We start from the raw sequence: 25,675 nt of genomic DNA on the forward strand, positions 1-25,675 counted from the left end.
CTGCCTTGATCAAAAAAAGAGTGGGGTGACTGGCGACCAGACCGCAAATCGGGCGGGATCCACGAACCGGGCCGTGGACGAGTTTGCGGGACTTAGGAAGTCGCCTGTCGGCTGGAGCGGTCGATTATACGCCATAAAGGCCGTTTGTCCAGCATTCTCTTGAAAGCTTCACATGCAAACCCCGCTGCCCCCAACGGAAAGCCCCGGTTCGGCCCCTCGTTTCATTATCCGCTCCAAAATCGGCGGCGTGTTCGACCGGGCGGGGAACGGTTAAGCTGCCCGATTCGTCGGCCCAGGCATCGGTATTTCGCCGATCCGTCGCGTGTGCCGTTTTTCGCGTTCGGGTGACTCGCGCATCACCGGTGATGGCTGTCCGTTTCACCGGCCAGAACCGGGTCATGATCGACACCTTTCGGTCCACCCCCAGAAAAGAAATTCAATCAGTCAAATGAAAGTATTGGTCGTCGGCGGCGGTGGCCGTGAACACGCTTTGGCTTGGAAGATCGGCCAAAGCCCTCGAGTCGAAACCGTTTACGTCGCCCCCGGCAACGCGGGAACAGCCATCGATGCGGTCAACGTCCCGATCCCGGCCACGGACATTCCCGCGTTGATCGACTTTGCGAAAACCGAATCCATCGATCTGACGGTCGTCGGCCCCGAAGCTCCCTTGGTCGCCGGCATTGTCGACCAAATGAACGACGCCGGCTTGCGCGTGTTCGGCCCGTCGGCCGCGGCTGCCGAATTGGAAGGCAGCAAAGTCTTCTGCAAAAACTTGCTGCACTCGGCGGACATCCCGACCGCGGACTACCGAACGTTTCGCGATGCCGGCGACGCAACGCGTTACATCAAAGATCGCTACAGCGAACCGGGTGATTCGGTCAGTGTCGTTGTCAAAGCGGACGGCTTGGCCGCCGGCAAAGGCGTCATCGTTTGCAGCACTCGTGAAGAAGCTCTGGACGCCATCGATCGAATTGCCGGCCGACGCGAGTTCGGCGAAGCCGGCAAGGAGTTGATCATCGAGGAACGTTTGACCGGCCAAGAAGCCAGCGTGCTGGCGATCACCGACGGGGAAACCATCGTGACCCTGCCGGCCGCCCAAGACCACAAGCCGGCACACGACGGCGACACCGGTCCCAACACCGGCGGCATGGGCGCGTACTGCCCTACCCCGATCGTTGACGAAGCGTTGATGGCCAAAGTCGAATCGGATGTGTTGGTGCCGATCGTCCATGCGATGAAGCGTGCCCGGCGTCCTTTCAAAGGCGTGCTTTACGCCGGATTGATGCTGACGCCGGCAGGCCCCAAAGTCTTGGAATTCAATGTCCGTTTCGGCGATCCGGAATGCCAGCCGCTGTTGATGCGTTTGCAAAGTGACTTGGTCGACGTGATCGAAGCCGCCGTGGACGGACGACTGGGTGAAATCGAGGATTTGAAATGGGACCCGCGTCCGAGCATCTGCGTCGTCATGGCCAGCGAAGGCTATCCGGGCGACTATGAAAAAGGGCGTCCTATTTCCGGTCTGGAACAGGCCGCTGAACTGGAAGACGTGAAAGTCTTTCACGCCGGCACCGACGTCGTCGACGGCCAAGTCGTCAACACCGGTGGCCGTGTCCTGGGCGTGACCGCGGTCGGTGATTCGATCAGCAAAGCAAAACTGCAAGCCTACACCGCGGTCAAACACATTCGTTGGCAGGGCGCTTGGTGCCGCAAAGACATCAGCGACAAAGCCCTTCGTCACAGTGGCGCTTGATCGTCCGGGCACGCACCAAGTCAACATTCCCTCATTCGTAAACGATTCTTTCGACGCACATGACTGAACCGATCCGAGTCGCCGTCCATGGCGCTGCCGGCCGCATGGGCCGCCGTGTTGTCGCCCTTGCCGCACAAGATCCCGATTTCGAAATCGTTGCCGCCATCGAACACGCCGACTGCAGCGACCTGGGTCACGATGCCGGCCTGCTTGCCGGCATCCCCGCGGTGGACATTCCCGTCGCCAGCCAGTGGCCGGGTTTCGCCGATGCGGTGATCGATTTTTCATTGCCCTCGGCCGTCGACGGCGTGATCGCCAATTGCATCGCAGCCAAGATCCCGCTGGTCATGGCCACCACCGGGTTGTCGCCCGAGCAAAAGAATCAATTGGCCGAAGCAGCCAAGACGCTGCCGATCGTTTGGGCGCCCAGCATGTCGCTGGCCGTTAACCTGACCATGAAGTTGGCCCAACAGGTCGCCGCCACATTGAAGGATGTTCCCGGTGGTATGGACGTCGAAATCCTGGAACGTCACCACCGCTACAAAGCCGATGCGCCCAGCGGCACCGCCCTACGATTCGGCGAACTGATCGCCCAGCAACTGGGCGACGACATTCGCCACGTTCATGGCCGAGAAGGCGAAACCGGCCAGCGATCGCGAAACGAAATCGGTTACCACGCCATTCGCGTCGGCGACAATCCCGGCGAACACACCATCGTGTTCGGAATGTTGGGCGAAAAAATCGAGCTCAACGTCGGTGCCAGCAACCGCGACTGTTATGCATCCGGAGCGCTGACCGCCGCCAAGTTTTTGAAGGATCGCGAGCCCGGCCTGTACAGCATGTTCGACGTCCTGGGCCTATCCTGATCTGGGTCTAGGCGAAGGTCGTCGCCAAACAGTCGCTAGGCACCATGTTCTGATTTCCAGCGCCGGACCATATGGTCGCGATTACTGCACACCGTCGGTTTCGACAGGCACCCACTGAACCGCGTCGGCGATCACATAACCATCAGCGTCGGCATTTCGAATTTCAACGGTTCCACGCGCGGCAAACTCAAAGACACCCAATGAAGCTTTGCCGCCGGACTTCGCATCGCGTTGGTTAATGCGTTGCGTGCGCCGCTTGCCGTCGACATCCAAGACGGTCACCGACACGTTGCTGGCCCGATTGGGATGAACGGGCCACAACAGGTTCACGCGATACCGACCGGCTTGCCCCAGGTCGGCATGATAAATTGCCACGCAGTCTTCGCTGTCGGATGCGTTGTCGTGCAGATAGTCATCGCCCACTCGTCCCGACGATGACGAACTGGTCACCCAGTTTCCTTTGGTTTCGGCCTGCCGGTTATCCACGACGGTCCCGGACAACGCTTCGGCATCAATCCCCGGCTTCGGCTTGGCACCGACATGGGCCAGGACTTGGTTGTCTTGAACCAATCGCTTCGCTAAACGCGAATAATCGACGTTTTGAATTGCCACACCGTCGTCGATGGCCTGACATGCCGCCGTCGCGGCCGACTGTCCCAAGACCATGAAGACCGGTTCCATTCGAATCGAACCAAAGGCAATGTGAGACGCCGACAAACAAACCGGCACCAACAGGTTGGAAACCTCATCGGGCTTGGGCACCAGGGACCGATAGCTGATGCCATAAGGCGGAAAGCCGCCCACCTGAACGTCTCCTTCGTTTCGCACGTGCCCCCGGGAATCGACGTATCGCTGTTGGTTGTGTGAATCCATCGTGTAGGCGGCCAACCCCACGGGATCCTCCACCGGCCGGCCTTGGCAGTTGTTCTGTGTCATGACGTAGTGCCCCACCATCCGGCGGGCTTCGCGAATATACAACTGGTCCTGCCAACCGTTGCCCTCCTGGAATTCATCTTTGCACATTCCCCAACGCGACACTTCACGACGAACGTGTTCGGGCACTCGCGGATGATTGGCTAGCGTCCACATCAATCCCTGTTGATACAAACGATGTTGCGCGATGATCTTTTCCCGCTGCTGGTACGTGGCTTCGGGATAGTCATAGTTTTGACCAATGAAGTCGGTGGAAAATCCCAAGCGGTTGTTGGTGTCCGTCTTTCGATTCGGCATCCGTGAATTGATCCAAGGCACGCCGTCTTCGCCCGCTTCGAAGTTACGCAACAGCAACTCGTACCACAGCGGTTGATAGCCTTCCGGCTTGTGAAAGGGAATTCGATTGTCTGGGTGATCGGTCAAACACATCCGAAAGCAATAAGCTTGCACACGATGATCCGCACCTCCTTCGGTTCCCGGTCCCTGTGGATCGATATGTGGCAACAAACCACTGTCCGGATTTCCGGGAACCACAAAGGGGTCGATCCCCGGACGCAATTGGTGATGTCGTGCCATCGCGGTTTGCACGCCGTTCAGGGTTTCACCGTACTGGTCATTCGATTCACGGCCGACCGTGTAGCTGACACCGGCGGCCGCCATCAGATCGCCTTCATAGGTCGCATCGATGAACATCTTGGCCCGATAGGTTTCGCCCGTTTCCATGCGAATCGCGATAATCCTGGCCGGCAGGCTACGTGTCGTGATCACGGATGACCGATCCAAACGTCGCCCATAGTCGATACGGATTTTGTCGCGATCGATCCAGCTTTGATAAACCAACAAGGCCACACTGGGCTCGAAAGTCCACATCGCAGATTCGCCGGCCGCGGTTTTCGATTGACCGCCGCTGCGATACTCGTCGCGCTGTTGCCATTTCCATGCCGAAGGTTCTTGGTAACGCGCCGCGATGTCTTCATAGAACTCGCGCGCGATCCCACCAATCGCTGCCTTATTGCCGATGTCGGTTTGCCCCAGTCCACCGGTCGTCAATCCACCGATGCGTTGACCGGGTTCTATCACGATGACGGACTTGCCCATACGTTGCGCCTGGACCGCGGCAGCGATCCCGCCGGAGGTGCCGCCGTAGACAACCAAATCGACCGGTTCAGGATCTTCGGCTCGCGCGATCACCGACGAAGCAATGACCAGACATCCCAAACAGATCCATCCTAGGCACGGATGTGAATTCAATCTCATCGAACAACCCTGACTCTGTGAAAACAACCGCCGACCCACCAGCAAAACATTCATGCGTGTTCACACGCTAGAAAGCTTGCAACGATCAACCTCAACGACATTCGCGATGCTCACGGTTCGGACGGTGGCTCCGGTCGCGGCGCCCAACCATCATAGTGATTGGCGGAATCCCCCGACCAATACGGCGAAGATCCCCACAGCGGAACCGTGGGCAAGCTGGATTCCCATCGGCCAAGTTCACTCATCAGCTGACGAAACCGATCGGGTTGATCTTGCGAAAGGTCATACGTTTCGGAAACGTCCGACGAAACGTCGAACATCTCAGCCGGTCGGTGGGACAACCGAACCAGCTTGTCTTTCCCGTCCAGAATCGCCGCTTGACCCTGCAGTCGCCAATACAACCGACGCGCGTCGTCGGAATCTTGTCGCATCAATCGTGGCAGCAGATTCACACCATCGTGCGTTCCCGCCAAACGAACCATTCGTTTTCGATTCGACTTGTCTTCGTGTGATAACGGATCGGAAAGCGGCAAGCACTCCGCACCCGCTGCCGCCATGAACGTGGGCAAAAGGTCAAGTGAACTGACCACACCGTCGTGAACTTGGCCGGCCGGAATCTTTGCCGGCCATGTGCAGATCATGGGCACGCGAATCCCGCCTTCGCGAAGGCAACCTTTCACGCCCCGTAACGGTCCATTCCAACTGCCATTGTTGGTCGCACCACCGTTGTCCGATAGGAACACGATCATGGTTTGTTCCCACTGCCCCGAATGTTTCAATTCGTCGCAGATTCGTCCGACTCCACGGTCTAACGCATACATCATCGCCGCATAGGTTCGGCGTTTCTTGTCCTTGATCGCTGCGAAGACTTCCAAGTCCGCATCGGTGGCGTGCATGGGAGTGTGCGGCGCGTTGTAGGAAAAGAAGACGAACCAAGGCTGCCGCGGCGATTCTGCACTTTGTTGGCGAATGAAACGCAGCCCTTCATCCGTAAAAAAGTCGGTCAAATAGTCACTCGAAAAATCCTGGACACGTGTGCCATTGCGTTCGATGGAATGCTTCATCGTGGCAGGGAAATAGTGATGACTGCCTCCCAGCATGCCACAGAAGTGATCAAAACCACGGCGATTGGGATGATGCATGGGTCCGATTCCCAAGTGCCATTTTCCAATGATGGCGGTCGCATAGCCGGCATTTCGCAAATGATCGCCCAGCGTGTGTTCACTGCTGGGTAAGCCCAGCAATTCGACGCGCGTGGCATAGTTGGACGGCGAAGCGTTCAAATTGCCTTCGTATCCGAATCGTCTTGGATCACGACCGGTCAGCAATCCGGCCCGCGATGGTGAACACACGGCACTGGCAACATAGGCCTGCGTGCACAGGACGCCCGATTGGGCCAGCCGATCCAAGTTCGGCGTTCGAAGCGTTTCGCTGCCTTGGCATCCGAGATCACCATACCCCATGTCGTCCGCCAAAATCACGACAATGTTCGGGTGCGTCTCCCCCTCCGCCGCACAAGCAAACGTCCTCAAGACCAGCGACAACAAGACCAGCAGAAAAGGCCCCGTCCATACGGTACGAATACGAAACAACATGACACAACGGCGGTGGCTGAAACAGAAAGAACCCGACACGATCCGGTTCCCAAAAAATCTAGAAACCGATCGACGCTTCAAAGATGCTAACGGATTCTTCGTCGCCCGATCGCCCTGCCCCGGCGGAATCGGATCACACCGTGACCGGGCGTCGCTACGTCATGTCCACTTTCGATTGTCTTCGCACGCCGGTTTTGAAATTCACACGTTCGAGCCGGACGATTTCGTCGCTGCGAACCGTTGACGCAACTTGTCCAGCTCGGCAAGCACGTGCAGCAACAGTCCGGCCGCGACGGCCAGTGCCCAGGGACGCCACGTCGTCGGTGCAGATTCAAACACTTGGTTCATGAAGGGCAAGTATGTGAACGCCAGTTGCAATCCGATCATCGCCAGGATGCCGGCCCACAACAGCGGGTTTCGGAACGGCCCGATACGAAAGATCGAATAATGAAGCGATCGGCAGTTCAGCAGATAAAACGCTTGGCCCATGACAATGACATTCACCGCGGCGGTCCGCGCCGCATCCATATCGACGCCCAATGATTTCTTGAAGGCAAAAACGAAATACGTGGCCAGGACCAGTACGCCGCCGACCCACATGGTTCGCCAAATCAGCGGCCCCGTCAAAATGCCTTCGTCTTGGCGTCTTGGTGGCCGGGTCATAACATCCGCTTCCTTGGGTTCAAACGCCAGGGTGGCACCCAACAAGACCGCGGTCGACATGTTGATCCACAGAATCTGTAGCGGCGTGATGGGCAACTGCAATCCCAACAACGTCGCGACCAAGATGATTCCGGCCTCGCCGAGATTCGTCGGCAGCGTCCAAGCGATGAACTTGATCAAGTTGTCATAGATTCCGCGACCTTCCTCCACCGCCGCTTCGATGGATGCAAAGTTGTCATCGGTCAGAATCATGTCGGCGGATTCTTTGGTGACCTCGGTGCCGGTGATCCCCATCGCAACGCCGATGTTGGCTTGGCGAAGTGCGGGCGCATCATTCACGCCGTCACCGGTCATGGCGGTGACGTGTCCAAGCGATTGAAGGGCCTCGACCAATCGCAGTTTTTGTGCGGGTGAAACTCTGGCAAACACACAGACGTCTTCAACGGTGGCGATCAAGTCATGATCGCGCATGCCTTCCAGTTCCGCACCGGTCAGCCCGACCAATTCCCCCTCGTTTCGTTTTCCGTTCAAGCCCAGTTGCCCGGCGATCGCTTTGGCGGTGCCCACGTGGTCACCGGTGATCATCTTGACGCGAATCCCAGCTTGCTGGCACGCCGCCACGGCTTTGATGGCTTCGGGACGGGGCGGATCGATCATGCCCTGCAGGCCCAGCCACTGCATCCCATCGGTCAAATCATCATGGCCCAGCGATCGCGTGTCCGCCGGAAAACGTTTGATCGCAAAAGCCAGTACACGCTGGCCTTTGGATGCCAAGGCATCGACTTGTCGTTCGATGGAATCAACGTCGACTGGTCGGCCACTGTAGGTCGTATCACATCGGGCCAAGACCCGTTCGACCGATCCCTTCAGATAGACAATGGTTTCATTGTCTGCCTGATGCAGCGTGGCCATGTACTGGTGCTGGGATTCGAAGGGCACAACATCCAAGCGTGGACGGCGCTGTTGTTGCTGTTGACGTTCCAGTCGGCCTTTTGCGGCCGATACCAGTAACGCAGCTTCGGTCGGATCCCCTTCGACCTGCCAATTCCCATCGCCGTCTTGATTCAATCGTGCATCGTTGCACAACAGGCCGGCGCGCATCAATTCCGCCAAGACGGGCTGATCATCCAGATCCAACGAATCGGGTTCGCCGGTGCCTGCATCGCCTTCCGCACCTGGCATCAACCGCCCCTCGGGTGAGTAGCCAGAACCGGTCGCCGTGAACAGCCTGTCATCGGCCCACAGATTGCGAACCGTCATCTGGTTCTGTGTCAACGTTCCTGTCTTGTCAGAACAGATCACCGAAGTGCTGCCCAGCGTTTCGACCGCGGGCAACTTGCGAACGATCGCTCGTCGGCTGGCCAGACGTGCGACGCCCAGGGCCAAAGTCGCGGTCACCACCGCGGGCAAGCCTTCGGGAATTGCCCCCACCGCCAACGCCACCGCTGACAACAGGACGTCGACAGGCTTGGCACCACGGATCACGCCGGCGACGGCAACCAACACCGCCAAAACCAAGATCACCTTTAGCAACAAATGACTCAGCTCATTGATCCGGCGGACCAGTGGAGTCTCCAACACATCGGCCGAAGCGATCAATTCGTTGATGTGTCCGATCTCGGTTCGGTCACCGGTCGCAACCACGATGCCCGTTGCCGTCCCATAAGTCACTAGTGTCGTGGAATAGGCGACGTTGGTCCGTTCGGCCAAAACGGTTCCGGCCGGTAAAGCCGAGGTCTGTTTTTCGACCGGAACGGATTCGCCGGTCAATGCGGATTCATCGATCTGCAGGTCTTTCGTTTCCACCAGACGCAAATCAGCGGGGACACGGTCACCGGATTGCAACTGAACCACATCACCGGGAACCAATTCACTGGCATCGACGGTCGCGGGTTGGCCACCACGAATCACGTTGGCCATGGTCTGCAGCGACTGGCTGAGAGCGTCGATGGCTTTCAACGCTTTGGCTTCTTGGACAAAACCGATCGAAGCATTGACCAATACAACGGCCAAGATCACCGCGGCATCGGCCCATTCGCGCATGACCAGCGTCAGCACGACGGCGCCCAACAAGATGTACACCAGAGGCTGTTGGAACTGTCGCAGCAGAATCACGGGCCAACCATCGGCCGCCTTCTGCGTCAATTGGTTGGGACCGAAACGACTTTGCCGGCGTCCGACTTCCAAGAGCCCCAAGCCTTCACGGAAATCCGTCTCCAAACGCTGGGCAACCTGATCGGCAGAATGGTCATACCAAATGTCGGTTTGCGGCTTCGTCATCGACCTACCTTCTTGCGGGGTCTAGGTTTTCAAAGCAGACCTGGATTCTGAAATTGGTTTGCGGAAATGGGTGCCAACGGCGACCGCCCCGTCGTCGATGGTACACTTTGCCGTTGCGTTCGTTGGCCTTGTGCGCTTCGTCGCAACGGTCGTTCAAATCTCGGCCGGGGATCATTGCTGTCCATCTGTGACTGGCGTTGAACACCCGACGAATCCGCTTGTGATTCGAACCCGTAACGGCGCGAATGCCTCAGATTGAGTGACTTCCCTCACTCGATCACATTGCTGCCGGGTGACCGTCATTTCCAAGAAACAGGTTTTGGCGACACTGGCGAATAGCCAAGCGTGTGTGCGACGCAATCACAGCAACCCGATTTCGGCACGCTCGAAACAATCACCTTGAAATAGAACCGATGGCAAAATGCGACGAAGGTTATCGATGCGAAGTCTGTGGTGAAGACGTCACGTCCATCGTCGATAGCGACCTTTACCTTCGATACGTGATCGGCGAAATCGATCCCGAGGTTCTTCACACGACGCCCGAACGACATCTTCGATGCAATCCCGTCTTGGCTCAATTCATCGCGGATGATCGATTCCAAGTGGTCGAAGTGGCCGGCCCGATGGATCGGCGGCAATTGGACCCGACGTTCTGCGACGAACGCACACAACGCGTTACCGCAGGCTATCGACGCTTACATGAAATCAATACTTGGGCGGGCGATCGCGACGTGACGCAATACCCGTTGCCGGACGTTCTGGAACGTTGGCAGCGAACTTGATCCACGTGATGCTGAAACCACGCGGTGAAAACGCCACGCAACACTGCGACCATCGCGACGATTCACCGCACGATGCAACCTGCATTCGTGATCTCAGTCATCGTCCTCGGTATCCCCCGCGACTAACCGAACCGCGGCACGAACCATTTGGTTGGGCCCCCCTGGAAATTCCGGGTGCGGACTGATGCAGACGACCTGGCCGTCACCAAATTCGCCATGAATCACCGCGTGCGTGCCCGCCATGGCGTCTTCGTGTGCCCCCTTTTGTGCCACGGCTGTTTGAAACTTGGCAATGACGTTGTAGTCCGGCAGATGGTCATAACGACCGGGAACCAGCAAGGGGCCCTGGGCATAGTCAACATCCACCCGCGAATCCGAGATGCCCAAACACTGCTGGCCCATTTCGCTTAACGACACGGTCACCGGCCCGTTGCCTCGCGCCCAGTGGATGCGATCCCAAACCCGCGCATCGATCAGCCCCAACGACCAATCGTAGTGCGCCGTGGCCAGATAGGCACCGGCGCAGATTCCCAGATAACCGCCCCCGGAATCAACAAAACGACGGATCTGTTCACGCCCCTGGTCCTGCAGTTTTTTGGACTGGCCGCTGGCCGATCCGCCCGGCATCACGAGCACGTCATAACCTGACAAAACGCCGTCGCGAATGTCTCCCGGACTGACCCGATCGCACTGGAAACCGTGATCGCTGGTCAAAACAGACAACAACGTTTTGGTACGTCGATGAACGCTTTCGGCGTGGTCATAGATCGCGACGTGAATCACACCGTCTGATCCGGCGGCACGACGCGATTGCGGCACCAGCGATTCCGATTCGTCCGGCTTCGTGGCGTGCTGCAAGGCCGCCTGTTTGGCTTGCACCAATTCCTGTCGCATCGCCGTGTAGGCTTTGGCGGCTAATCGCTCGTGTTGGGAATGGGACGCCTGGAGCGCTGATCCTGGCGTATCGAGCATTCGATCACGGTGTTCCAAGTTTTGTCGAATCAGCTGATCTTCGATGGGCCACAGATCGGCCCAAATCCCGGGCAACGCGTGGGTATGAATCGAATGCCGATCTTTGGTCAGCGTCCAATCGCGAAGCGTCAACGCGATCTCTCCGATCTCGCCGCCACGTGAACCTTCCAGTGGATCGGCGATCACGCGACAACGCATCTCCACCGGTACAGCGATCGAGTACTTGGGATCACCCAAAATGGTCCACATGGTGGTCGATTCACAGGGTTCGTCTTTTTGAACCCCATGGAACACCACCGCCGAGACCGTGGTACGCCGGCTGATCGTCTTGTCGATTGGAATCACCGGAGGCAGCGGCCCCGCTTGTCCGTTAATCGTTCCTGGAAAACCAACGCCATTGGTGTCCGCCATATCGCGGGCCAGATGACGCAAGACGAACCGCAAATCAATCGTGCCGCCGGAATCCGTTGCTTTTGACAACAGGTCATCGGCACGACAATACCTTACACCGGAGTACACATCCGTCAGCGAATCCGCGTCGGGATCGGCCGGCAAAGCCTTTGCCGTGGTTGCAAAGTTGGTCCGCACAAGAAAACCGTCCGGCGCCACGACGGGATCATTGATGTCGAACTCTTGAAACTGGTTCGGGCCGGTTTCAAAGACCGATGCACCACCGGAGGCATCGATGACGCCGAAATTCGCCGCGGTGCTGCGTCCGGTCGCATTGGTCTGTTCCAACAAACGTCGAAAATCTTCCACCTTGCGGCAAGACTGCAGTGCCTTTTTCATCAACGCGCCGTTGCCCAGCCCCTTGCGTTGATCGTCATCGTCGCGGAGATCCAAACTGAGTGAGTTTTCGATACAGAAACCCGCCTCGTTCATTCCCATCCAGACCGACGTATCTTGACCGGCGTTGATCACGCCGATTGCCCGCAGCGGCCCATCGTCGATGACGACGACTTCGTTGTGAACGCTGGAGGTTGTGTCTCGATTCTTCCACAACAGCGGACGTCCGTCCGGCGTCACACGGCCGCTGATCACCGCGGTGGTGCACCCGTGCAGAACCGTTGCAGAGGTCACCACCAACGATGACACACCGACAACGATCGTCAGCCAAAGACGCCCTGCGGTGAAACGTTGAACGGGATTCGTCACGTGATCAGCGCGTCGATCATCAATCAGGGCGGGCGTGGGCATGGCGGGGTTCTCCAGTGGTTCACTGAAAGCAGGCGTGCCACTTGATGTTAACCGCCCGGCGCCGCTCGATGGGCTAAACCGCCGTTTCTGGAATCCCGTCGGGTCCGCTCGGCACGGCGTCATCGCTGTCGTCCAGCCGGTAAACGATCGCCACCGGAACAAACAAGACCGCCATCGCTGCGAACACACTACTGCGTGGCCAATCGGCCTGGCTGATCACCAAGTCCATGATCTGGTACAGGACACCCGAACCGACAATGGCGATGAAGTTCGCTTGGTTCATCACCGCAATCATCCGTCCCTTCAGCTCATCCGGCGGACGCGATTGAAGAAAAACTTGGATGGGAATCGCAAAGAATGCCGCCGACGCCCCCAGCAACATCAGGGCGGGAATGCTGCCGGGAAACCCCAACAAATGCCCTCGCCCCGGAACCGTGATCGCCAACAACACACAGAACAAGACCACCCCCCAACACCCGATGTGCAGCACCGTTCGCGCCGACGTCTTTCGTGTCAGCCATCCGGCGACCACACCACCGATGGCGATACCAACACTGATCAGTGACACCATCAAACTGGTGTTTGTATCGGACAGTCCCAGTTGTGTTTTGCCCAACGAATTGACCGCTTGAATGGTCAGCCCCGCGATCAACCAAAACACACACGACGCGAGCAGTGCCCACAACAGCGGCTTGTCGTCCAACAACAATCGCCGCATCGGTTTGGGGACCGTCAAATACTCGGCCTTCAGTTTCAGATCCGGATCGGCGACCGGGACTCGCGCGATGAACAAACTGGAAATCGTTCCCAAGATTGCGATGCCGATGCAAACGAACGATCCGATCCACAACTTTTGGGCCGCGCGAACGCCGGGGATATCGGGATCCACCAAAGCATCTTTCAGCGGCCCCGCCGCAGCGGTTCCGATGATGATCGCAACAAATGTGGTCATCAAAACCAGACCGTTGGCGCGGGGCAACTGCCGTTTTTCCAACATCTCCGGCAGGATGCCATACTTTCCTGGACCGAAAAAAGTGCTTTGCAGGCCCATCAAAAACAAGACCGCCCACAAACCGTAAAAGCCGACATAGGGGACCGCCCAAAACGCGATCATGCCCAACGCCATGACGACAATCTCGGCCATTTTGCTGCCGATGATGATCGTGCGTTTATTGAATTTGTCCGCCCAAAACCCGGCCAAGCCACCGGCAAAGACGAACGGCAATCCAAAGACGACCGTGGCGATTCCCTGCAGATCGGGGCCCTTCGCTTGACCGGCCGCGATCGCCGCCGCCGACGGCACCGCCAACAACAGCAACAACTGCTTGAACAGGTTGTCGTTGAACGCACCAAAGAACTGCGTCACCAAGAATCCGACGAAACTGCGGGTGGCTAGCGAGTCAGATTTCATCGGTTGTGCATTCCCTTGAATCAGCTGTGGAGAATCAGTCGCTGTGTGAAGGTTCCATCCCAATAGACGCCATCGGCTGGATCAGACGGCGCTCAAAAGTATCACGGCGACGTCGGCGTTCAAATTCGGGTCGTCATCATCGCTGACTTTGGTTCCGCGTGTGGTGTCCAAATAAACCGCGTCGTTCACCGTCACGCCGCGACGCTGACAAAATTCCAGCACGTCCGCGATGCTAGGGAATCGTCGATTGGGCGTGTTGAACCAGTCGTGGTTGAATTCGCCCTGCGATTTTGGCGAACGCCCTTGGCGGACGTAATGGTCACGCAGTTCGCGAAACGCAAAGTTTGGAAAACTTAACACGGCGTGACGCCCGACACGCATCATTTCGTCGAACAGTGATTCGACGTTCTCCACCGCTTGCAGCGTTGAATTCAACACCACGAAGTCGAACTGGTTGTCGATGAACGCAGGCAAACCTTTGTTCAGGTCGTAATCGATCACGTCCAAACCACGCGCGGCCGCCGCCAAGATTTTCGCCTGGGCGACTTCCACTCCCATCAATCTTCGGCGACCGCGGGTCGCCAGCGCGGACAACAATCGCCCGCTGCCGCAACCCAAATCCAACACCGAAGCGTCATCGGGAATCAATTCCAAGATGGCTTCGTCGGCCGGTTTGAGCGGCGGACGACTGGTATCGATGTCACCAAGCTTCGCACGCACCAATGGACCATATTGGTCGATATCCGATTCGATCAAAAACGCATCGTGCCCGGCGTCGGTGGTGATCTCGGCGTAGGTGACCTCGTGATCCAGCGCCGTCAACGCGTTGACGATGTCCCGTGACTGTTGTGGCGTGAACAACCAATCGCTGCTGAAACTGACGACCAGATAGTTGCAATCCGAATCGTCAAACCGCTCCATCAGCTTCAATCGCGTGTCGCCCAAATCAAACAGATCCATCGCCATGGTCAGCGTGATGTAACTGTTGGCGTCAAACCGGGTGACAAATTTTTGGCCTTGATGGGCCAAGTAAGAACCGACGCTGAAACGCTGCTCAAAATCCGACGCAATCTGACGCGGGTCATGGCGATCCGGATCAAACTTGGCGTCCATCGCTTGGCTGGACAAATATGTGATGTGGCCCAACATCCGTGCGATTGCCAACCCCGTGTCGGGACGACTGGGGCGGTCGTAGTATTGGCCGTCGGCGAAATGGGGATCCGATTGGATCGCATTGCGTCCGACCACGTCGAACCCCAGCGCCTGGGACGTCAATCGTGGCGACGTGGCGATCGCAATGCAGGTTTCAGCCGAATCGGGATACCGTGTCACCCAGGTCAATACTTGGTGGCCGCCCAGGGATCCGCCCACCACGGCTTTCCATCGGTTGATCCCCAAATGATCGGCCAAGCGTCGCTGCACCGCCACCATGTCCCCGATGGTGATGCGTGGAAAGTCGGCGCCGTAGGGGCGTTTGGTGGCGGGATCCAGATCCCCCGGACCGGTCGTCCCGCGACAGCCGCCCAGAACGTTCGGACAAACGACAAAGAAACGATCGGTATCGATCGGTTTTCCCGGTCCGATCAAAGCGTCCCACCAACCCGGCGCGTCGTCATCGTCATGCCGCGCCGCGTGCGAATCACCGCTGATCGCGTGACAGACCAGAATCGCGTTGGAGGCATCGTCGTTCAGCATGCCCCACGTTTCATAGGCACAACGGACATGCGGAAGCGAACCACCGAGCTCCAGCGCCAGTGGTTGATCAAAGTCGACCGATTGGGCGTACCGCAGCGGGCCGTCGCTGCGGAGATCATCGGTGCTTTGAAATCGCATGGGCTTGAAACGCTATGGGAATTCGGTCGGACGGTCGTCACCGGACGGGCGGTCGTTGCCACACATCCGGCGAAGGATCATCCGACGAAAAACGTCATCGATCAAGCCGTCGCGACGGCCAAAGCTTGCTTCAAGTCGTCGATGATGTCCTGGGCATCCTCGATCCCCACGCTGACCCGGATGTACTCCGGCGTCACGCCCGCGCTGGACTGTTCGCTTTCGGACAGCTGTTGGTGAGTCGTGCTGGCGGGGTGAATGACCAGCGTTTTTGCATCGCCGATATTGGCCAAGTGCGAACACAGCTTGCACGCATTGATGAACTTCTTGCCCGCTTCCAGTCCGCCCTTGATGCCGAAGCCCAGGATCGCGCCTTGGCCATCGGCCAAGTACTTTTGAGCGTTGGCGTGGTGGGGACTGGATTCCAGTCCCGGGTAATTGACCCAATCGACCCCGTCGTGGGATTCCAAGAACTTGGCAACAGCCAAGGCGTTTTCGCAGTGCCGCGGCATTCGCAGGTGCAGCGTTTCCAAACCTTGCAAGAACAAGAAAGCCGCGAACGGGTTCATCGCCGCCCCGGTGTCTCGCAACCAGTGGGTGCGAATATGCAAGTTGTAGGCGATGTTGCCCATCGGACGCAGGTGTTCTTCGAAAACCGCGCCGTGGTACGACGGGGACGGGCCACAGAATTCCGGCCATTTGTCGGGCTGGTCGGCCCATTTGAAGTTTCCGCTGTCGACGATCGCACCGCCGATACTGGTGCCATGGCCGCCGATGAACTTGGTCGTGCTGTAGACGACGATGTCGATGCCGTGCTGAATCGGCTTGAGCAACATCGGTGTCATCACGGTGTTGTCACAGATGACCGGAATCGCGCCGTGCGGTGCGGTGTGGGCCGCATCGGCGATCGCTTTGAAATCGGGGACATCGTTCTTGGGGTTGCCCAGCGATTCCATGTAAACCAGTCGCGTGTTTTCATCGACCAGGCCGTGAATGGTTTCCGGTTTGCCCGGATCAAAGAAACGGACTTCGACGCCCAGATTCTTCAACGTTTGCGTGAACAACGTCCAGGTGCCGCCGTACAGCGACGTGCTGCTGACGATGTTTTGACCGCTGTGGGCGATCGTCAAAATCGCAGCCGTGATCGCCGCTTGGCCGCTGGCAAAACACAGGCCCGTGACGCCGCCGTCCAAAGCCGCCAGACGCTTCTCCAAAACGTCGACGGTCGGGTTCATCAACCGGCTGTAGATGTTTCCGAACTCGGTCAATCCGAACAACGCCGCGGCGTGTTCGGTGTCATTGAACGTGTAACTGGTCGTCGCATAGATCGGCACCGCGCGGCTGTTGGTGGCGGGGTCGGGCTGTTGACCGGCGTGCAGCGCCAACGTCGCATCGCGATATTGCGGTTCGGACATATTCGAAGCTGGGTCTGGAGGCGTTGGGGATAAAAGAGAGCGAACGTTTGGCCGTCGGTTCCGGCATCAATCACCGGACCGTTTTTCGGGGCGGACGGTTCGTCGCAGGTGATGATACCAGCAACGAACCGATGTGAGAGGTAGCTATATCCAGCCGCCGCCGGGATGAAAACCGGCCGGCGCGATGACCAGACCGGTGACTCCGTCCGGGCAGACGACGGCGGATCAGCCCATTTGAATTTCGTAGCCTTCGCGATACGGGCGGGCCAGCATCGCATTGGCTTCGTCGTCACCGACGATCTGTTCAGCCGAATCGTCCCATTTCAGGTCGCGTCCCAAGCGGGCCGAAATCCCCGCCAAGTGACAAATATTCAGCATCTGCATGTGGCTGTGTACGTCGCTGATGGGTTCCAAGCCTTCGCGATGGCAATGAATGAAGTTCGCCCAGTGGGCTTGGCGTTCATTGCGTTCCATGGGCAGGTTCTTGTAAACCTTGGCGATCGTGTCGTCTGCCAGCGGGTTTTCCTTGAGCGCTTCGACGGGAGCCCCGTCCAAGTTGCGGCGGCTGACGAAGATGCGTCCTTTTTCGCCTTCGATCAGGACCCCGTTGCGGGTATTGCTGCGGATCACCATTTCTGCCCCATCGGGATAGCTGACGGTGAACTCGAACTTGGTCGCCGTGTTGTATCGGTCGTCCTGTTGGGGAACGCCATCGGCGAAATCGACCGGGTGATCGGCCGAACCGCTGATGCCGGTCGGTCCGGCGGTCTGGCCGTTCAGCTTCAATGCCCAATTGGCGATGTCGACGTGGTGGGCGCCCCAATCGGTCAACTTGCCGCCGCTGTACTGGTACCACCACCGGAACTCGTAATGGCAGTTCGTGTTCGGACGCCCCTTGCCGGTGGACAGGAACCGATAGTCGGTTTCCGGCGCAGGTCCCAACCAGCGATCCCAATCCAAATTGGCGGGCACATCGGCAACGGGAATTGATGGGCTGGACGGTGCCCCGCCGATGCCGCACTCCAGACGTTTGATTTTGCCCAACCGGCCTTCGGCCACGATCGCCATTGCTTTGACGAACAGGTTGAACGTGCTGCGTTGCTGTGTGCCGACCTGGACGATACGCCCCGTTTCTTTCTGGACTTTGCGAATTTGTTTGCCTTCGTCGATGGTCAACGTCAGCGGTTTTTCGCAGTAGACGTCTTTGCCGGCCAACATCGCTTCGATCAGCGGTTTGGTGTGCCAGTGGTCCGGTGTGGCCACGTGAATCAGCGGAATACTGTCGTCGGCCAGGATGTCGTGATAATCGGTGTAAATCTTGGCTTTTCCACCGCTGTGACTTTCATTGAACTTTGCCGCACGATCGCTGTCAGCGTCACAAATCGCGACGACGTCCAGCCAGTCCTTGGCGGCTTTCATGTTGCCACCCGCCATCCCGCCGCTGCCGATCACACCGATCGGTATCCGACTGTTGGCCGATGCCGTCTCATCGGCCAACGACCGCGGTTGCGAATAGAAGTAGGGCGTCGTCACCGCGGTGGTCGCGGCGGAAGCTTTCAAGAAATCACGTCGGGTGGGACGAAGGCGTGTCACGGGCGATGCACCTGTGTCAGGAGGGAAGGGATGACGAAATCAGATCGGACGGGAACGTCCGGCGGAGCCTTTGGAATCGAGCGGTTTGACGACAAAGCCGGCGATCGAGTCAGGCAAGGAATTCGAAATCGAACCGGCCGAGCCGCCCGGGACGAACGCGCCCCATCATGATTCGAACAGACCGCCGCGACGTCGACATGATGTGACAAAACGGACAACACCATCGAATTATCGAAACGCCCGACACGGGTTTCCGCGGGGGCAGCGTGAAGTTTTGCTGTCGCAACGGCAATGATCTTGCCGCAAATGTCCGTCACGGCCGACACTAAACACTAACTTCGGCGCGCCCCAACCGAATGGCGGATCCGCCTTGGTTGGTTTGGCACAGTCGTTTCAGCCGACACGATCGACCACCCATCCTACCTTCTTTGCCCCCTTGAAGTGACCATGAATTGCAACTGTCCCCAATGCGGCAACCAATACCAAGTCGACGAATCGTTTATCGGCCGAACGGTCAAATGTCGTTCATGCGGTGCGACCTTTCAGGTCCAGAGTCCGGGGTCGGGCGCGGGAACCGAGCCCGTTCCGGCGGTCGTCGCCGGCCCGATGTCCAATTCGACGACCGACGGCGATGACGAATTCCGCGCCGGCTCGGTCGAGATCGGATCGGCCGAAGCAACCATGCGTGGGGGCCAAGCCAACGGGTCGCGAAACGCCGACGCGATTGACTACGAAATCTTCGGTCACGAAACGCAGTACGTAGAAATCACCTTGGACCCGGGCGAACAAACGATCGCCGAAGCCGGCGCGTTGATGTTCATGTCCGACGGCATCACGATGGAAACCGTCTTTGGTGACCCCGGCCAGCAAGGCGGCGGATTCTGGGCCAAGGCCATGTCCGCCGGCAAACGAGTGCTGACCGGCGAATCCCTGTTCATGACCACCTTTACCAACCATGGACGCGGGCGAGCGGTGGTTGCCTTTGGCGCCCCCTACCCCGGTCGCATGATTCCGATGCACCTGGACCAATTGGGCGGCGAACTGATTTGCCAAAAGGACGCGTTTCTGTGCGGGGCCCGAGGGATTCAAATCGACATCGCGTTCCAAAAGAAGATCGGTGCCGGGCTGTTCGGCGGCGAAGGATTCATCATGCAACGGTTGCGGGGCGACGGCATCGCAATCGTCCATGCCGGTGGGACCATGATGTATCGCGAACTGGCGGCCGGAGAAAAACTGCGGCTGGATACCGGTTGCTTGATGGCGATCGGCCCAACCGTCCAGTACGACATCGAGTTCGTCGGTGGCCTGAAAAACGCGTTTTTGGGCGGCGAAGGCCTATTCATGGCCACCGTGGTCGGGCCGGGCCCGGTGTGGCTGCAATCGTTGCCGTTTTCGCGTCTGGCCGGACGCGTCGCATCGGCGATCCCCCGCGCCGGAAGCGGCAGCAGCAAGGGCGAAGGCACCGTGCTGGGCGGCCTGGGTGAAATGTTCATGGGCGACTAAGCAAGCAGCCGTGTCGACGGCGACGAATGTTCATTTCGCCCTGATTGATCGGTTCCCGGCGCCAGCCTAATCTGGCGTTTATGGTTGCACCACTATCCGACGATGCCTACGCCGATTTCGTCGCGGCGATCGCTGACAGCGATGTCCAACGGATCCAATCGATCCTGTCTGGCACCGAATTCATTTTGATCAGCGTGGAAGATCCGGATGAACCGGAGGATTCCGAGGAGATCGGCGCGCTGACCGCGGAACTGGAGGACCAAGATGTTTTGGTCGTCTTCAGCAGCGAAAGCCACGCCGAACAATTCGTCAACGCACAAGCCGATGTCTTCGAGGATATCGAAGAGGTCCAGGGCTTCACCGTGGGCGGCGAATTGCTGATGGATTACCTGCCCGACGACTATGGGATCCTGATCAACCCGGAAACCGACGATGTGCAGCTGATCGACGCCGACATCGCGGACCAGATGCGACCACCGGTCGACGAAGACGCATCCTAGCCGATGGCCGGTCCGGTAGCAGGTCGGATTGGCGGCTAAGCCCCGACGTGTTTCTGCATCGCCTGGTGCGGGATCCCGACTTCGACGAAGGAGGCATCGACGTTTTGATAGCCCAGCTTTTCATAAAAGCCCGTTGCTTCTTCGCGGGCGTGAAGCCGGAACGATCGCACACCAGAATCCCCCAACAACTCCTCAGCATTCCGCATCAAGAACGCGCCGATGCCCTTGTTCTGATGCTCCGGGGCGACCGCCATTTGACGAAACTTGACCGCTCCACCGTCCAACGGTCGGGCCGACAAGGTGGCAACCAGGACGCCGTCGACGGTCACACCGAAATGCCGATCGGAATGCTCGGCATCCAAATCTTCCGGGGAAAAACTGATCCCCAGCGGCTTGCGTAGGACTTCGTGGCGCAGGTCCAACGCTTCTTGATAAAGCGGCGTGCACCATTGGATCGTCACGAATTCCATCGGACCGGTTCCACAATGCGTCAAGAGGCGAGCGTTCGGAAAGACGTGCTCAATTCCAGGAGGCCCCGGCCTAAGACCCGGCCGCTGACGACGCCAGTGCCTGACCAGGCGGCGGCCGCATGACCAGGGCGACCGATCTGCATCGAGCGCAGCGGATTGTAACGGCTGGCTGTGGCCACGTGACCCGGCGGTCCGTCTGGGCATCAGTCCCGTCGGCCCAAAATGACAACGCCGGCAATGTGCCACTGGCCTCGACGATTCGGATATCCGGTTGCTACATTGCCAGACTTTCCGTTTTGCCAAGGATTTTCGGCCTTTCCCAAGTCCCGAGCGGTCGACGCCGGCAACCACGCGACTAGCCTGACGCCGCGGATTGTTTTGCCGCCCCCGTATCAACCCTAGCCGGTCTGTCCAAACGTGATCCTGATTTTACAAAGCAAAGCCACCGACGATCAGGTCGACCATGTGATCGAAAAGGTGGAATCGCTCGGCCTGAAAGCCCACCTGAGCCGCGGAACGTACCGCACAATCGTCGGCATCATCGGCGACGAATCCAAGCTTAGCGAAGAACGATTGCGATCGATCCCGGGCGTCAGCGAAGTCGTCCCGGTGTTGCCGCCGTACAAGTTGGCTTCCCTGGAAGCCCATCCCGAACCCAGCGTCGTCAATGTTTCGGGCGTCCAAATCGGTGGCGGCCATTTGGGCATGATCGCCGGCCCATGCAGCGTCGAAGACGCCGACCGGATGCACCGCATCGCCAAATCCGTCCGTGACGCCGGTGCGAACCTGTTTCGCGGCGGTGCCTACAAGCCCCGCACCAGCCCCTACGCGTTCCAGGGCTTGGGCGAAGACGGACTGAAGATCCTTCGCGAAGTCGGCGACGAATACGGCATGCCGATCGTCACCGAGGTGACCGATCCCCGCAACGTCGAATTGGTCGCCAAGTATGCCGACATGCTGCAGGTCGGTGCCCGCAACATGCAGAATTTTGTGCTGTTGACCGAGGTCGGCAGGACGTCGCGTCCGGTCCTGTTGAAACGCGGTATGAGCGCGACAATCAAAGACCTGTTGATGAGCGCCGAATACGTATTGTCGCAGGGCAACCCGAACGTCGTGCTTTGCGAACGCGGCATCAAAGGCTTCGATACGATCACCCGAAACTTGTTCGACGTGGCGGCCGTCCCGGCGGTCAAAGCCCTGACGCACCTGCCCATCATTGTCGACCCGTCGCACGCGACCGGACGGCCAGACCTGATCCCGCCGTGTGCTTTGGCTGGCATCGCGGCCGGCGCCGATGGCGTCCACGTCGAAGTGCATGACTGTCCCGAAGAAGCCAAAAGCGACGGGCCTCAAGCACTGCTTCCCGACCAATACCAAGAACTGGCCAAGCAAATGCGACAGCTGGCCGAACTGTTTCAAAAGACCATTTCACCGCTCCCGGAGGCCCTGGCATGACTCGCCGCACCCTGATCGCTGGCAACTGGAAAATGAACATGCGGGCCGAATCGGCCGCCGCACTGGCCAAAGGCATCGTCGACGCTGTCGGCAATACGCCGCCGGTGGATGTGGCGGTTTGCCCGCCGTCGGTCTACTTGGCCCCCGTCGCCGGCGTCGTCGCCGGATCCTCGGTCGGCCTTGGCGCTCAAAACCTGTATCCGGAATCCGACGGCGCTTTTACCGGGGAAGTCAACGCGGCCATGTTGACCGACATCGGCTGCCGTTACTGCATTCTGGGCCACAGTGAACGTCGCCAATTGATGGGCGAAACTGACAAGGACGTTTCCACCAAGCTGCATGCCGCCTTGGCGGGCAATCTGATCCCGATCGTCTGCGTCGGTGAAACCTTGGAACAACGTGAATCGGGAACGACCGAAGACGTCATTGCCAAGCAAATCGAAGGCTCGTTGGCCGGACTGGACGAAGCCCGTGCCGCGGGAATCGTGATCGCCTATGAACCGGTTTGGGCCATCGGCACCGGCAAGACGGCCAGCAAGGAACAGGCCGAAGAAGTCCACGTCTTCATTCGCGGGTTGTTGACCAAGCAATTCGGGGGCGAAGTCGCCGAACAAATTCGCATCCAGTACGGCGGAAGCGTCAAACCGGGCAACGCCGCCGAATTGCTGGCCCAGCCGAACATCGACGGTGCACTGGTCGGCGGAGCCAGCCTGAAGGTCGACGATTTTCTGGCGATCATCAACGCTTCCTGACCCCCAACCAAGCTGACCGGGCCGGCTTGCAACGTTTGACCAACGCGGCGTCGAAACACGGGCCGCCCTCCTGCATCAATCGCGTCGCCGCCCCCCGGGCCGTCGACGCTTTGCACGCAATCAGAATCGAAACGGATTGAACCCATGAACCTGATGATCCTTGGAAGCTTCGCCGGCGTCGTGCTGGGTACCCTGATGGCTTTCCTTTCGCTGTTCCTGATCCTGCTGGTCCTGGTCCAGCGTGGCCGTGGCGGCGGATTGACCGGCGCCCTGGGTGGACCGGGCGGTCAAAGTGCATTTGGCAGCAAAGCGGGCGACACGTTTACCGTGATCACCGTCGTTGTGGCCGCCGTCTGGGCTTTCACTTGTGCGTTCACGATGTGGTTGCTGGGCACCCACACATTGCCGGTCGCCGAAAACACACCGGCGGTTTCCAGCGGACCGGGCGATGATGCGGACGAAACGACCGACGGATTGAACATCCCCACCGGCGATTCGCTGGGACTCGGTGGCCTGTCGGTCGGCGACGATGCCGGCGATTCGGCCAACGAGAACGTGCAACTGACGCCCGCCGACGGCGGTGACGCGCCGGCCGATGCCGATGACCAAGCGACGGAATCAAACGCCGAGACCGCGGCGGACGACGAAGCCGCCTCCGACGACGCGACAACCGGCGACGACGCGGGATCCCAAGACGGCGACGAATCGACCGAGACGGACGAAACCACGTCCGCCGAATAAGCCTCCACCCGCCCGATTGGTCCACGACGGCAATTGCGATTGATGACGACAGCCCAGTCCGACGGTCTCGCCCCCACCGCTAACGCCGCGGACACGCCCGGCGCCGGAATCCGCAGCATGACCGGGCAGGGTCGCGCCCAATGCTCGGCCGACTGTGGGACGGTGACCGTCGAAATCCGTTCGGTCAACAATCGCGGCATCAAAATCAGTGTGCGAACCCCCGATTCGTTGGCGGATTTGGCCGCGACGGTCGAAACAACCGTTCGCAAATGGGTCCACCGTGGATCCTTCACCGTCAATTTGACGTGGCGTCCCAAAGAAACGTCGACCGCGGTGAAGGTCAACACCGACGTCGTGTCGTCGTACTTTCGACAAATTAAGGACGCGCAAACCCATTGCGGTGTGGACCAAGACATCGACTGGGTGGGGTTGATGCAGTTGCCCGGCGTCCTGATATCCGACGGCCCGACCGACCGGGTCGATCACACACTTCGGGATTTGGTCAACACCACGCTTCGGCATGCGGTCGACGCATTGGATCAAATGCGTCAGCGTGAGGGGGCCGAAATGGCAGCCAGCCTGACGTCGGACCTCGGCCGGATCGCCGGACACGTCGAAACCATCAAAGGCTTTGTCCCCGACACGGTTCAGCGGTACCGGGATCGTTTGGAATCGAAGGTACGGTCGGCCATCGATGCGTATGACCTAAAAATCGATTCAATCGATTTGCTACGCGAGATCCAGATCTATGCGGACCGCGTCGACATCAGCGAAGAAATCACCCGACTGGAAAGCCACCTAAAGTTGTTTGGACAGGTGTTGGGCGGTGATTCACTAGCAGACCAAAATCCATCCACGTCATCGTCGACCGCCGGCCCAGATTCACCCACCCATTCACCGGCAGGACGCCGTTTGGATTTCGTCATCCAGGAAATGGTGCGGGAAACCAACACGATCGGCAGCAAGGCGTCCAATGCGGACGTGTCCGCTCAAGTGGTTGAGGTGAAGTGTGCTTTGGAACGAATGCGAGAAATGGTTCAAAATCTCGAATGACGCAGACTGAAATCATGTGCCACGGCGAACGCCAATCGATCGAATCGGGCAAGCGGCAACAACGACCGCCTGGAAACCCGACCGATCCCGTGGCACGTTTGGTGGTCATCTCGGGCCCCAGCGGCGCCGGCAAATCGACCGTTCTCCGCCGATTGATGCGGGAATGCGACCTGCCGCTGGCGATGAGCGTCTCGGCGACCACCCGACCGCCGCGGCCGGGCGAAGTGGACGGGGTCGACTATCACTTCTTGGATCGCGACGAATTTCGACGTCGAATTGACGCCGGCGATTTCCTGGAATGGAAGGAAGTCTTCGGCCTGGGACACTACTATGGGACGCTTCGGTCGGAAGTAACGACTGGCCTAAAACACGGTCGCTGGGTAATTTTAGAAATCGACGTCCAGGGCGCTTTGGCCGTTTTCCAGGATTCCCGGTGGGACCCGGTCAGCTTTTTCATTCATCCCGGCGACATGAATGAGCTGGAACGACGGCTCCGGTCGCGCGGAACCGAAGACGAAACAAAGGTCGTCGCTCGGCTGAAGACGGCCGCCCGCGAAATGAAATTTAGCGACCACTATCGGCATGAAATCATCAACGAGTCGGTCGATCACTCGGTCCAAGAAATCTGTGAGATCCTAAAGGAATACTGTAGCTAAA

At 58.8% G+C, this 25,675-nt stretch carries 19 protein-coding genes and 1 pseudogene; 11 read left to right on the forward strand and 9 right to left on the reverse strand.

Going from position 1 to position 25,675, the window contains the following annotated elements:
- Positions 1 to 439 precede the first annotated feature (439 nt).
- Positions 440 to 1,750, forward strand: coding sequence for a phosphoribosylamine--glycine ligase (purD, locus tag HFP54_RS06195; protein WP_146414140.1), 1,311 nt, complete (start codon positions 440 to 442; stop codon positions 1,748 to 1,750).
- 59 nt (positions 1,751 to 1,809) lie between these two features.
- A complete protein-coding gene (gene dapB, locus HFP54_RS06200; RefSeq protein ID WP_168564457.1) occupies positions 1,810 to 2,616 on the forward strand; it encodes a 4-hydroxy-tetrahydrodipicolinate reductase in 807 nt (268 codons plus the stop codon).
- An 81-nt stretch (positions 2,617 to 2,697) separates the two neighbouring features.
- Here the strand turns inward: dapB and HFP54_RS06205 are convergent, their stop codons facing one another.
- The 3 genes from HFP54_RS06205 to HFP54_RS06215 all read right to left on the reverse strand — a co-directional run bounded on the left by HFP54_RS06205 (position 2,698) and on the right by HFP54_RS06215 (position 9,344).
- Positions 2,698 to 4,806: an FAD-dependent oxidoreductase gene (locus HFP54_RS06205; RefSeq protein ID WP_168564458.1), complete on the reverse strand. Its 2,109-nt coding sequence runs from the start codon at positions 4,804 to 4,806 to the stop codon at positions 2,698 to 2,700.
- Between the two features lie 110 nt (positions 4,807 to 4,916).
- On the reverse strand, positions 4,917 to 6,401 hold the full coding sequence (locus HFP54_RS06210) for a sulfatase-like hydrolase/transferase (protein ID WP_168564459.1): 1,485 nt from the start codon (positions 6,399 to 6,401) through the stop codon (positions 4,917 to 4,919).
- Positions 6,402 to 6,602: 201 nt separating this feature from the next.
- A complete protein-coding gene (locus tag HFP54_RS06215; protein WP_168564460.1) occupies positions 6,603 to 9,344 on the reverse strand; it encodes a cation-translocating P-type ATPase in 2,742 nt (913 codons plus the stop codon).
- A gap of 413 nt (positions 9,345 to 9,757) precedes the next feature.
- Between HFP54_RS06215 and HFP54_RS06220 the strand changes: the two genes are divergently transcribed.
- Entirely contained in the window at positions 9,758 to 10,126 is a 369-nt protein-coding gene (locus HFP54_RS06220) for a hypothetical protein (RefSeq protein ID WP_146410510.1), read from the forward strand.
- 93 nt (positions 10,127 to 10,219) lie between these two features.
- On the opposite strand, the gene HFP54_RS06225 is transcribed toward HFP54_RS06220, so the two are convergent.
- From HFP54_RS06225 to HFP54_RS26130, 5 genes are all read right to left on the reverse strand, one after another.
- Complete coding sequence (locus HFP54_RS06225; RefSeq protein WP_168564461.1) at positions 10,220 to 12,295, reverse strand: BPL-N domain-containing protein; 2,076 nt, start codon at positions 12,293 to 12,295, stop codon at positions 10,220 to 10,222.
- A 73-nt stretch (positions 12,296 to 12,368) separates the two neighbouring features.
- Positions 12,369 to 13,706, reverse strand: coding sequence for an MFS transporter (locus HFP54_RS06230; RefSeq protein ID WP_168564462.1), 1,338 nt, complete (start codon positions 13,704 to 13,706; stop codon positions 12,369 to 12,371).
- Positions 13,707 to 13,787: 81 nt separating this feature from the next.
- Positions 13,788 to 15,539 carry a homoserine O-acetyltransferase MetX gene (metX, locus tag HFP54_RS06235; RefSeq protein ID WP_146410508.1) on the reverse strand — a complete coding sequence of 584 codons (1,752 nt, stop codon included), beginning with the start codon at positions 15,537 to 15,539 and terminating at the stop codon, positions 13,788 to 13,790.
- A gap of 101 nt (positions 15,540 to 15,640) precedes the next feature.
- Positions 15,641 to 16,951 (reverse strand): O-acetylhomoserine aminocarboxypropyltransferase/cysteine synthase family protein, encoded by a 1,311-nt coding sequence (locus HFP54_RS06240; protein ID WP_146410507.1) that lies wholly within the window; start codon positions 16,949 to 16,951, stop codon positions 15,641 to 15,643.
- 225 nt (positions 16,952 to 17,176) lie between these two features.
- Positions 17,177 to 18,544 carry a Gfo/Idh/MocA family protein gene (locus HFP54_RS26130; protein WP_168564463.1) on the reverse strand — a complete coding sequence of 456 codons (1,368 nt, stop codon included), beginning with the start codon at positions 18,542 to 18,544 and terminating at the stop codon, positions 17,177 to 17,179.
- A gap of 447 nt (positions 18,545 to 18,991) precedes the next feature.
- On the opposite strand from HFP54_RS26130, the pseudogene HFP54_RS25940 reads away from it, so the two are divergent.
- The 3 genes and pseudogenes from HFP54_RS25940 to HFP54_RS06255 form a co-directional block, all read left to right on the forward strand.
- Positions 18,992 to 19,081 (forward strand): annotated as a pseudogene (locus tag HFP54_RS25940) (MJ0042-type zinc finger domain-containing protein); the annotation flags it as partial.
- 144 nt (positions 19,082 to 19,225) lie between these two features.
- Positions 19,226 to 20,047, forward strand: coding sequence for a TIGR00266 family protein (locus HFP54_RS06250; protein WP_261342634.1), 822 nt, complete (start codon positions 19,226 to 19,228; stop codon positions 20,045 to 20,047).
- Positions 20,048 to 20,127: 80 nt separating this feature from the next.
- Positions 20,128 to 20,547, forward strand: coding sequence for an SseB family protein (locus HFP54_RS06255; RefSeq protein ID WP_145303456.1), 420 nt, complete (start codon positions 20,128 to 20,130; stop codon positions 20,545 to 20,547).
- 35 nt (positions 20,548 to 20,582) lie between these two features.
- Here HFP54_RS06255 and HFP54_RS06260 read toward each other — a convergent pair whose 3' ends face one another.
- A complete protein-coding gene (locus tag HFP54_RS06260) occupies positions 20,583 to 21,017 on the reverse strand; it encodes a GNAT family N-acetyltransferase (RefSeq protein WP_168564464.1) in 435 nt (144 codons plus the stop codon).
- 417 nt (positions 21,018 to 21,434) lie between these two features.
- Between HFP54_RS06260 and aroF the strand changes: the two genes are divergently transcribed.
- The 5 genes from aroF (at position 21,435) to gmk (ending at position 25,674) form a co-directional block, all read left to right on the forward strand.
- Positions 21,435 to 22,472, forward strand: coding sequence for a 3-deoxy-7-phosphoheptulonate synthase (gene aroF / locus HFP54_RS06265; protein ID WP_146410503.1), 1,038 nt, complete (start codon positions 21,435 to 21,437; stop codon positions 22,470 to 22,472).
- On the forward strand, positions 22,469 to 23,224 hold the full coding sequence (tpiA, locus tag HFP54_RS06270) for a triose-phosphate isomerase (protein WP_146410502.1): 756 nt from the start codon (positions 22,469 to 22,471) through the stop codon (positions 23,222 to 23,224). Before aroF ends, tpiA begins: the two co-directional genes overlap by 4 nt.
- 144 nt (positions 23,225 to 23,368) lie before the next feature.
- A complete protein-coding gene (gene secG / locus HFP54_RS06275; protein ID WP_168564465.1) occupies positions 23,369 to 23,965 on the forward strand; it encodes a preprotein translocase subunit SecG in 597 nt (198 codons plus the stop codon).
- A gap of 42 nt (positions 23,966 to 24,007) precedes the next feature.
- Entirely contained in the window at positions 24,008 to 25,018 is a 1,011-nt protein-coding gene (locus tag HFP54_RS06280) for a YicC family protein (protein ID WP_168564466.1), read from the forward strand.
- A complete protein-coding gene (gene gmk, locus HFP54_RS06285) occupies positions 25,015 to 25,674 on the forward strand; it encodes a guanylate kinase (protein WP_235951297.1) in 660 nt (219 codons plus the stop codon). Before HFP54_RS06280 ends, gmk begins: the two co-directional genes overlap by 4 nt.
- Position 25,675: the final 1 nt, after the last annotated feature.

The sequence above is a fragment of the Crateriforma spongiae genome (genome assembly GCF_012290005.1).
Lineage (GTDB): Bacteria > Planctomycetota > Planctomycetia > Pirellulales > Pirellulaceae > Crateriforma > Crateriforma spongiae.

Bases quoted from the DNA above. Each gene is read 5' to 3' on its own strand.
- dapB (WP_168564457.1), top strand. From the start codon at position 1,810: ATGACTGAACCGATCCGAGTCGCCGTCCATGGCGCTGCCGGCCGCATG.
- HFP54_RS06205 (WP_168564458.1), bottom strand. From the start codon at position 4,806: ATGAGATTGAATTCACATCCGTGCCTAGGATGGATCTGTTTGGGATGT.
- HFP54_RS06210 (WP_168564459.1), bottom strand. From the start codon at position 6,401: ATGTTGTTTCGTATTCGTACCGTATGGACGGGGCCTTTTCTGCTGGTC.
- HFP54_RS06215 (WP_168564460.1), bottom strand. From the start codon at position 9,344: ATGACGAAGCCGCAAACCGACATTTGGTATGACCATTCTGCCGATCAG.
- HFP54_RS06220 (WP_146410510.1), top strand. From the start codon at position 9,758: ATGGCAAAATGCGACGAAGGTTATCGATGCGAAGTCTGTGGTGAAGAC.
- HFP54_RS06225 (WP_168564461.1), bottom strand. From the start codon at position 12,295: ATGCCCACGCCCGCCCTGATTGATGATCGACGCGCTGATCACGTGACG.
- HFP54_RS06230 (WP_168564462.1), bottom strand. From the start codon at position 13,706: ATGAAATCTGACTCGCTAGCCACCCGCAGTTTCGTCGGATTCTTGGTG.
- metX (WP_146410508.1), bottom strand. From the start codon at position 15,539: ATGCGATTTCAAAGCACCGATGATCTCCGCAGCGACGGCCCGCTGCGG.
- HFP54_RS06240 (WP_146410507.1), bottom strand. From the start codon at position 16,951: ATGTCCGAACCGCAATATCGCGATGCGACGTTGGCGCTGCACGCCGGT.
- HFP54_RS06250 (WP_261342634.1), top strand. From the start codon at position 19,226: ATGCGTGGGGGCCAAGCCAACGGGTCGCGAAACGCCGACGCGATTGAC.
- HFP54_RS06255 (WP_145303456.1), top strand. From the start codon at position 20,128: ATGGTTGCACCACTATCCGACGATGCCTACGCCGATTTCGTCGCGGCG.
- HFP54_RS06260 (WP_168564464.1), bottom strand. From the start codon at position 21,017: ATGGAATTCGTGACGATCCAATGGTGCACGCCGCTTTATCAAGAAGCG.
- tpiA (WP_146410502.1), top strand. From the start codon at position 22,469: ATGACTCGCCGCACCCTGATCGCTGGCAACTGGAAAATGAACATGCGG.
- secG (WP_168564465.1), top strand. From the start codon at position 23,369: ATGAACCTGATGATCCTTGGAAGCTTCGCCGGCGTCGTGCTGGGTACC.
- HFP54_RS06280 (WP_168564466.1), top strand. From the start codon at position 24,008: ATGACGACAGCCCAGTCCGACGGTCTCGCCCCCACCGCTAACGCCGCG.
- gmk (WP_235951297.1), top strand. From the start codon at position 25,015: ATGACGCAGACTGAAATCATGTGCCACGGCGAACGCCAATCGATCGAA.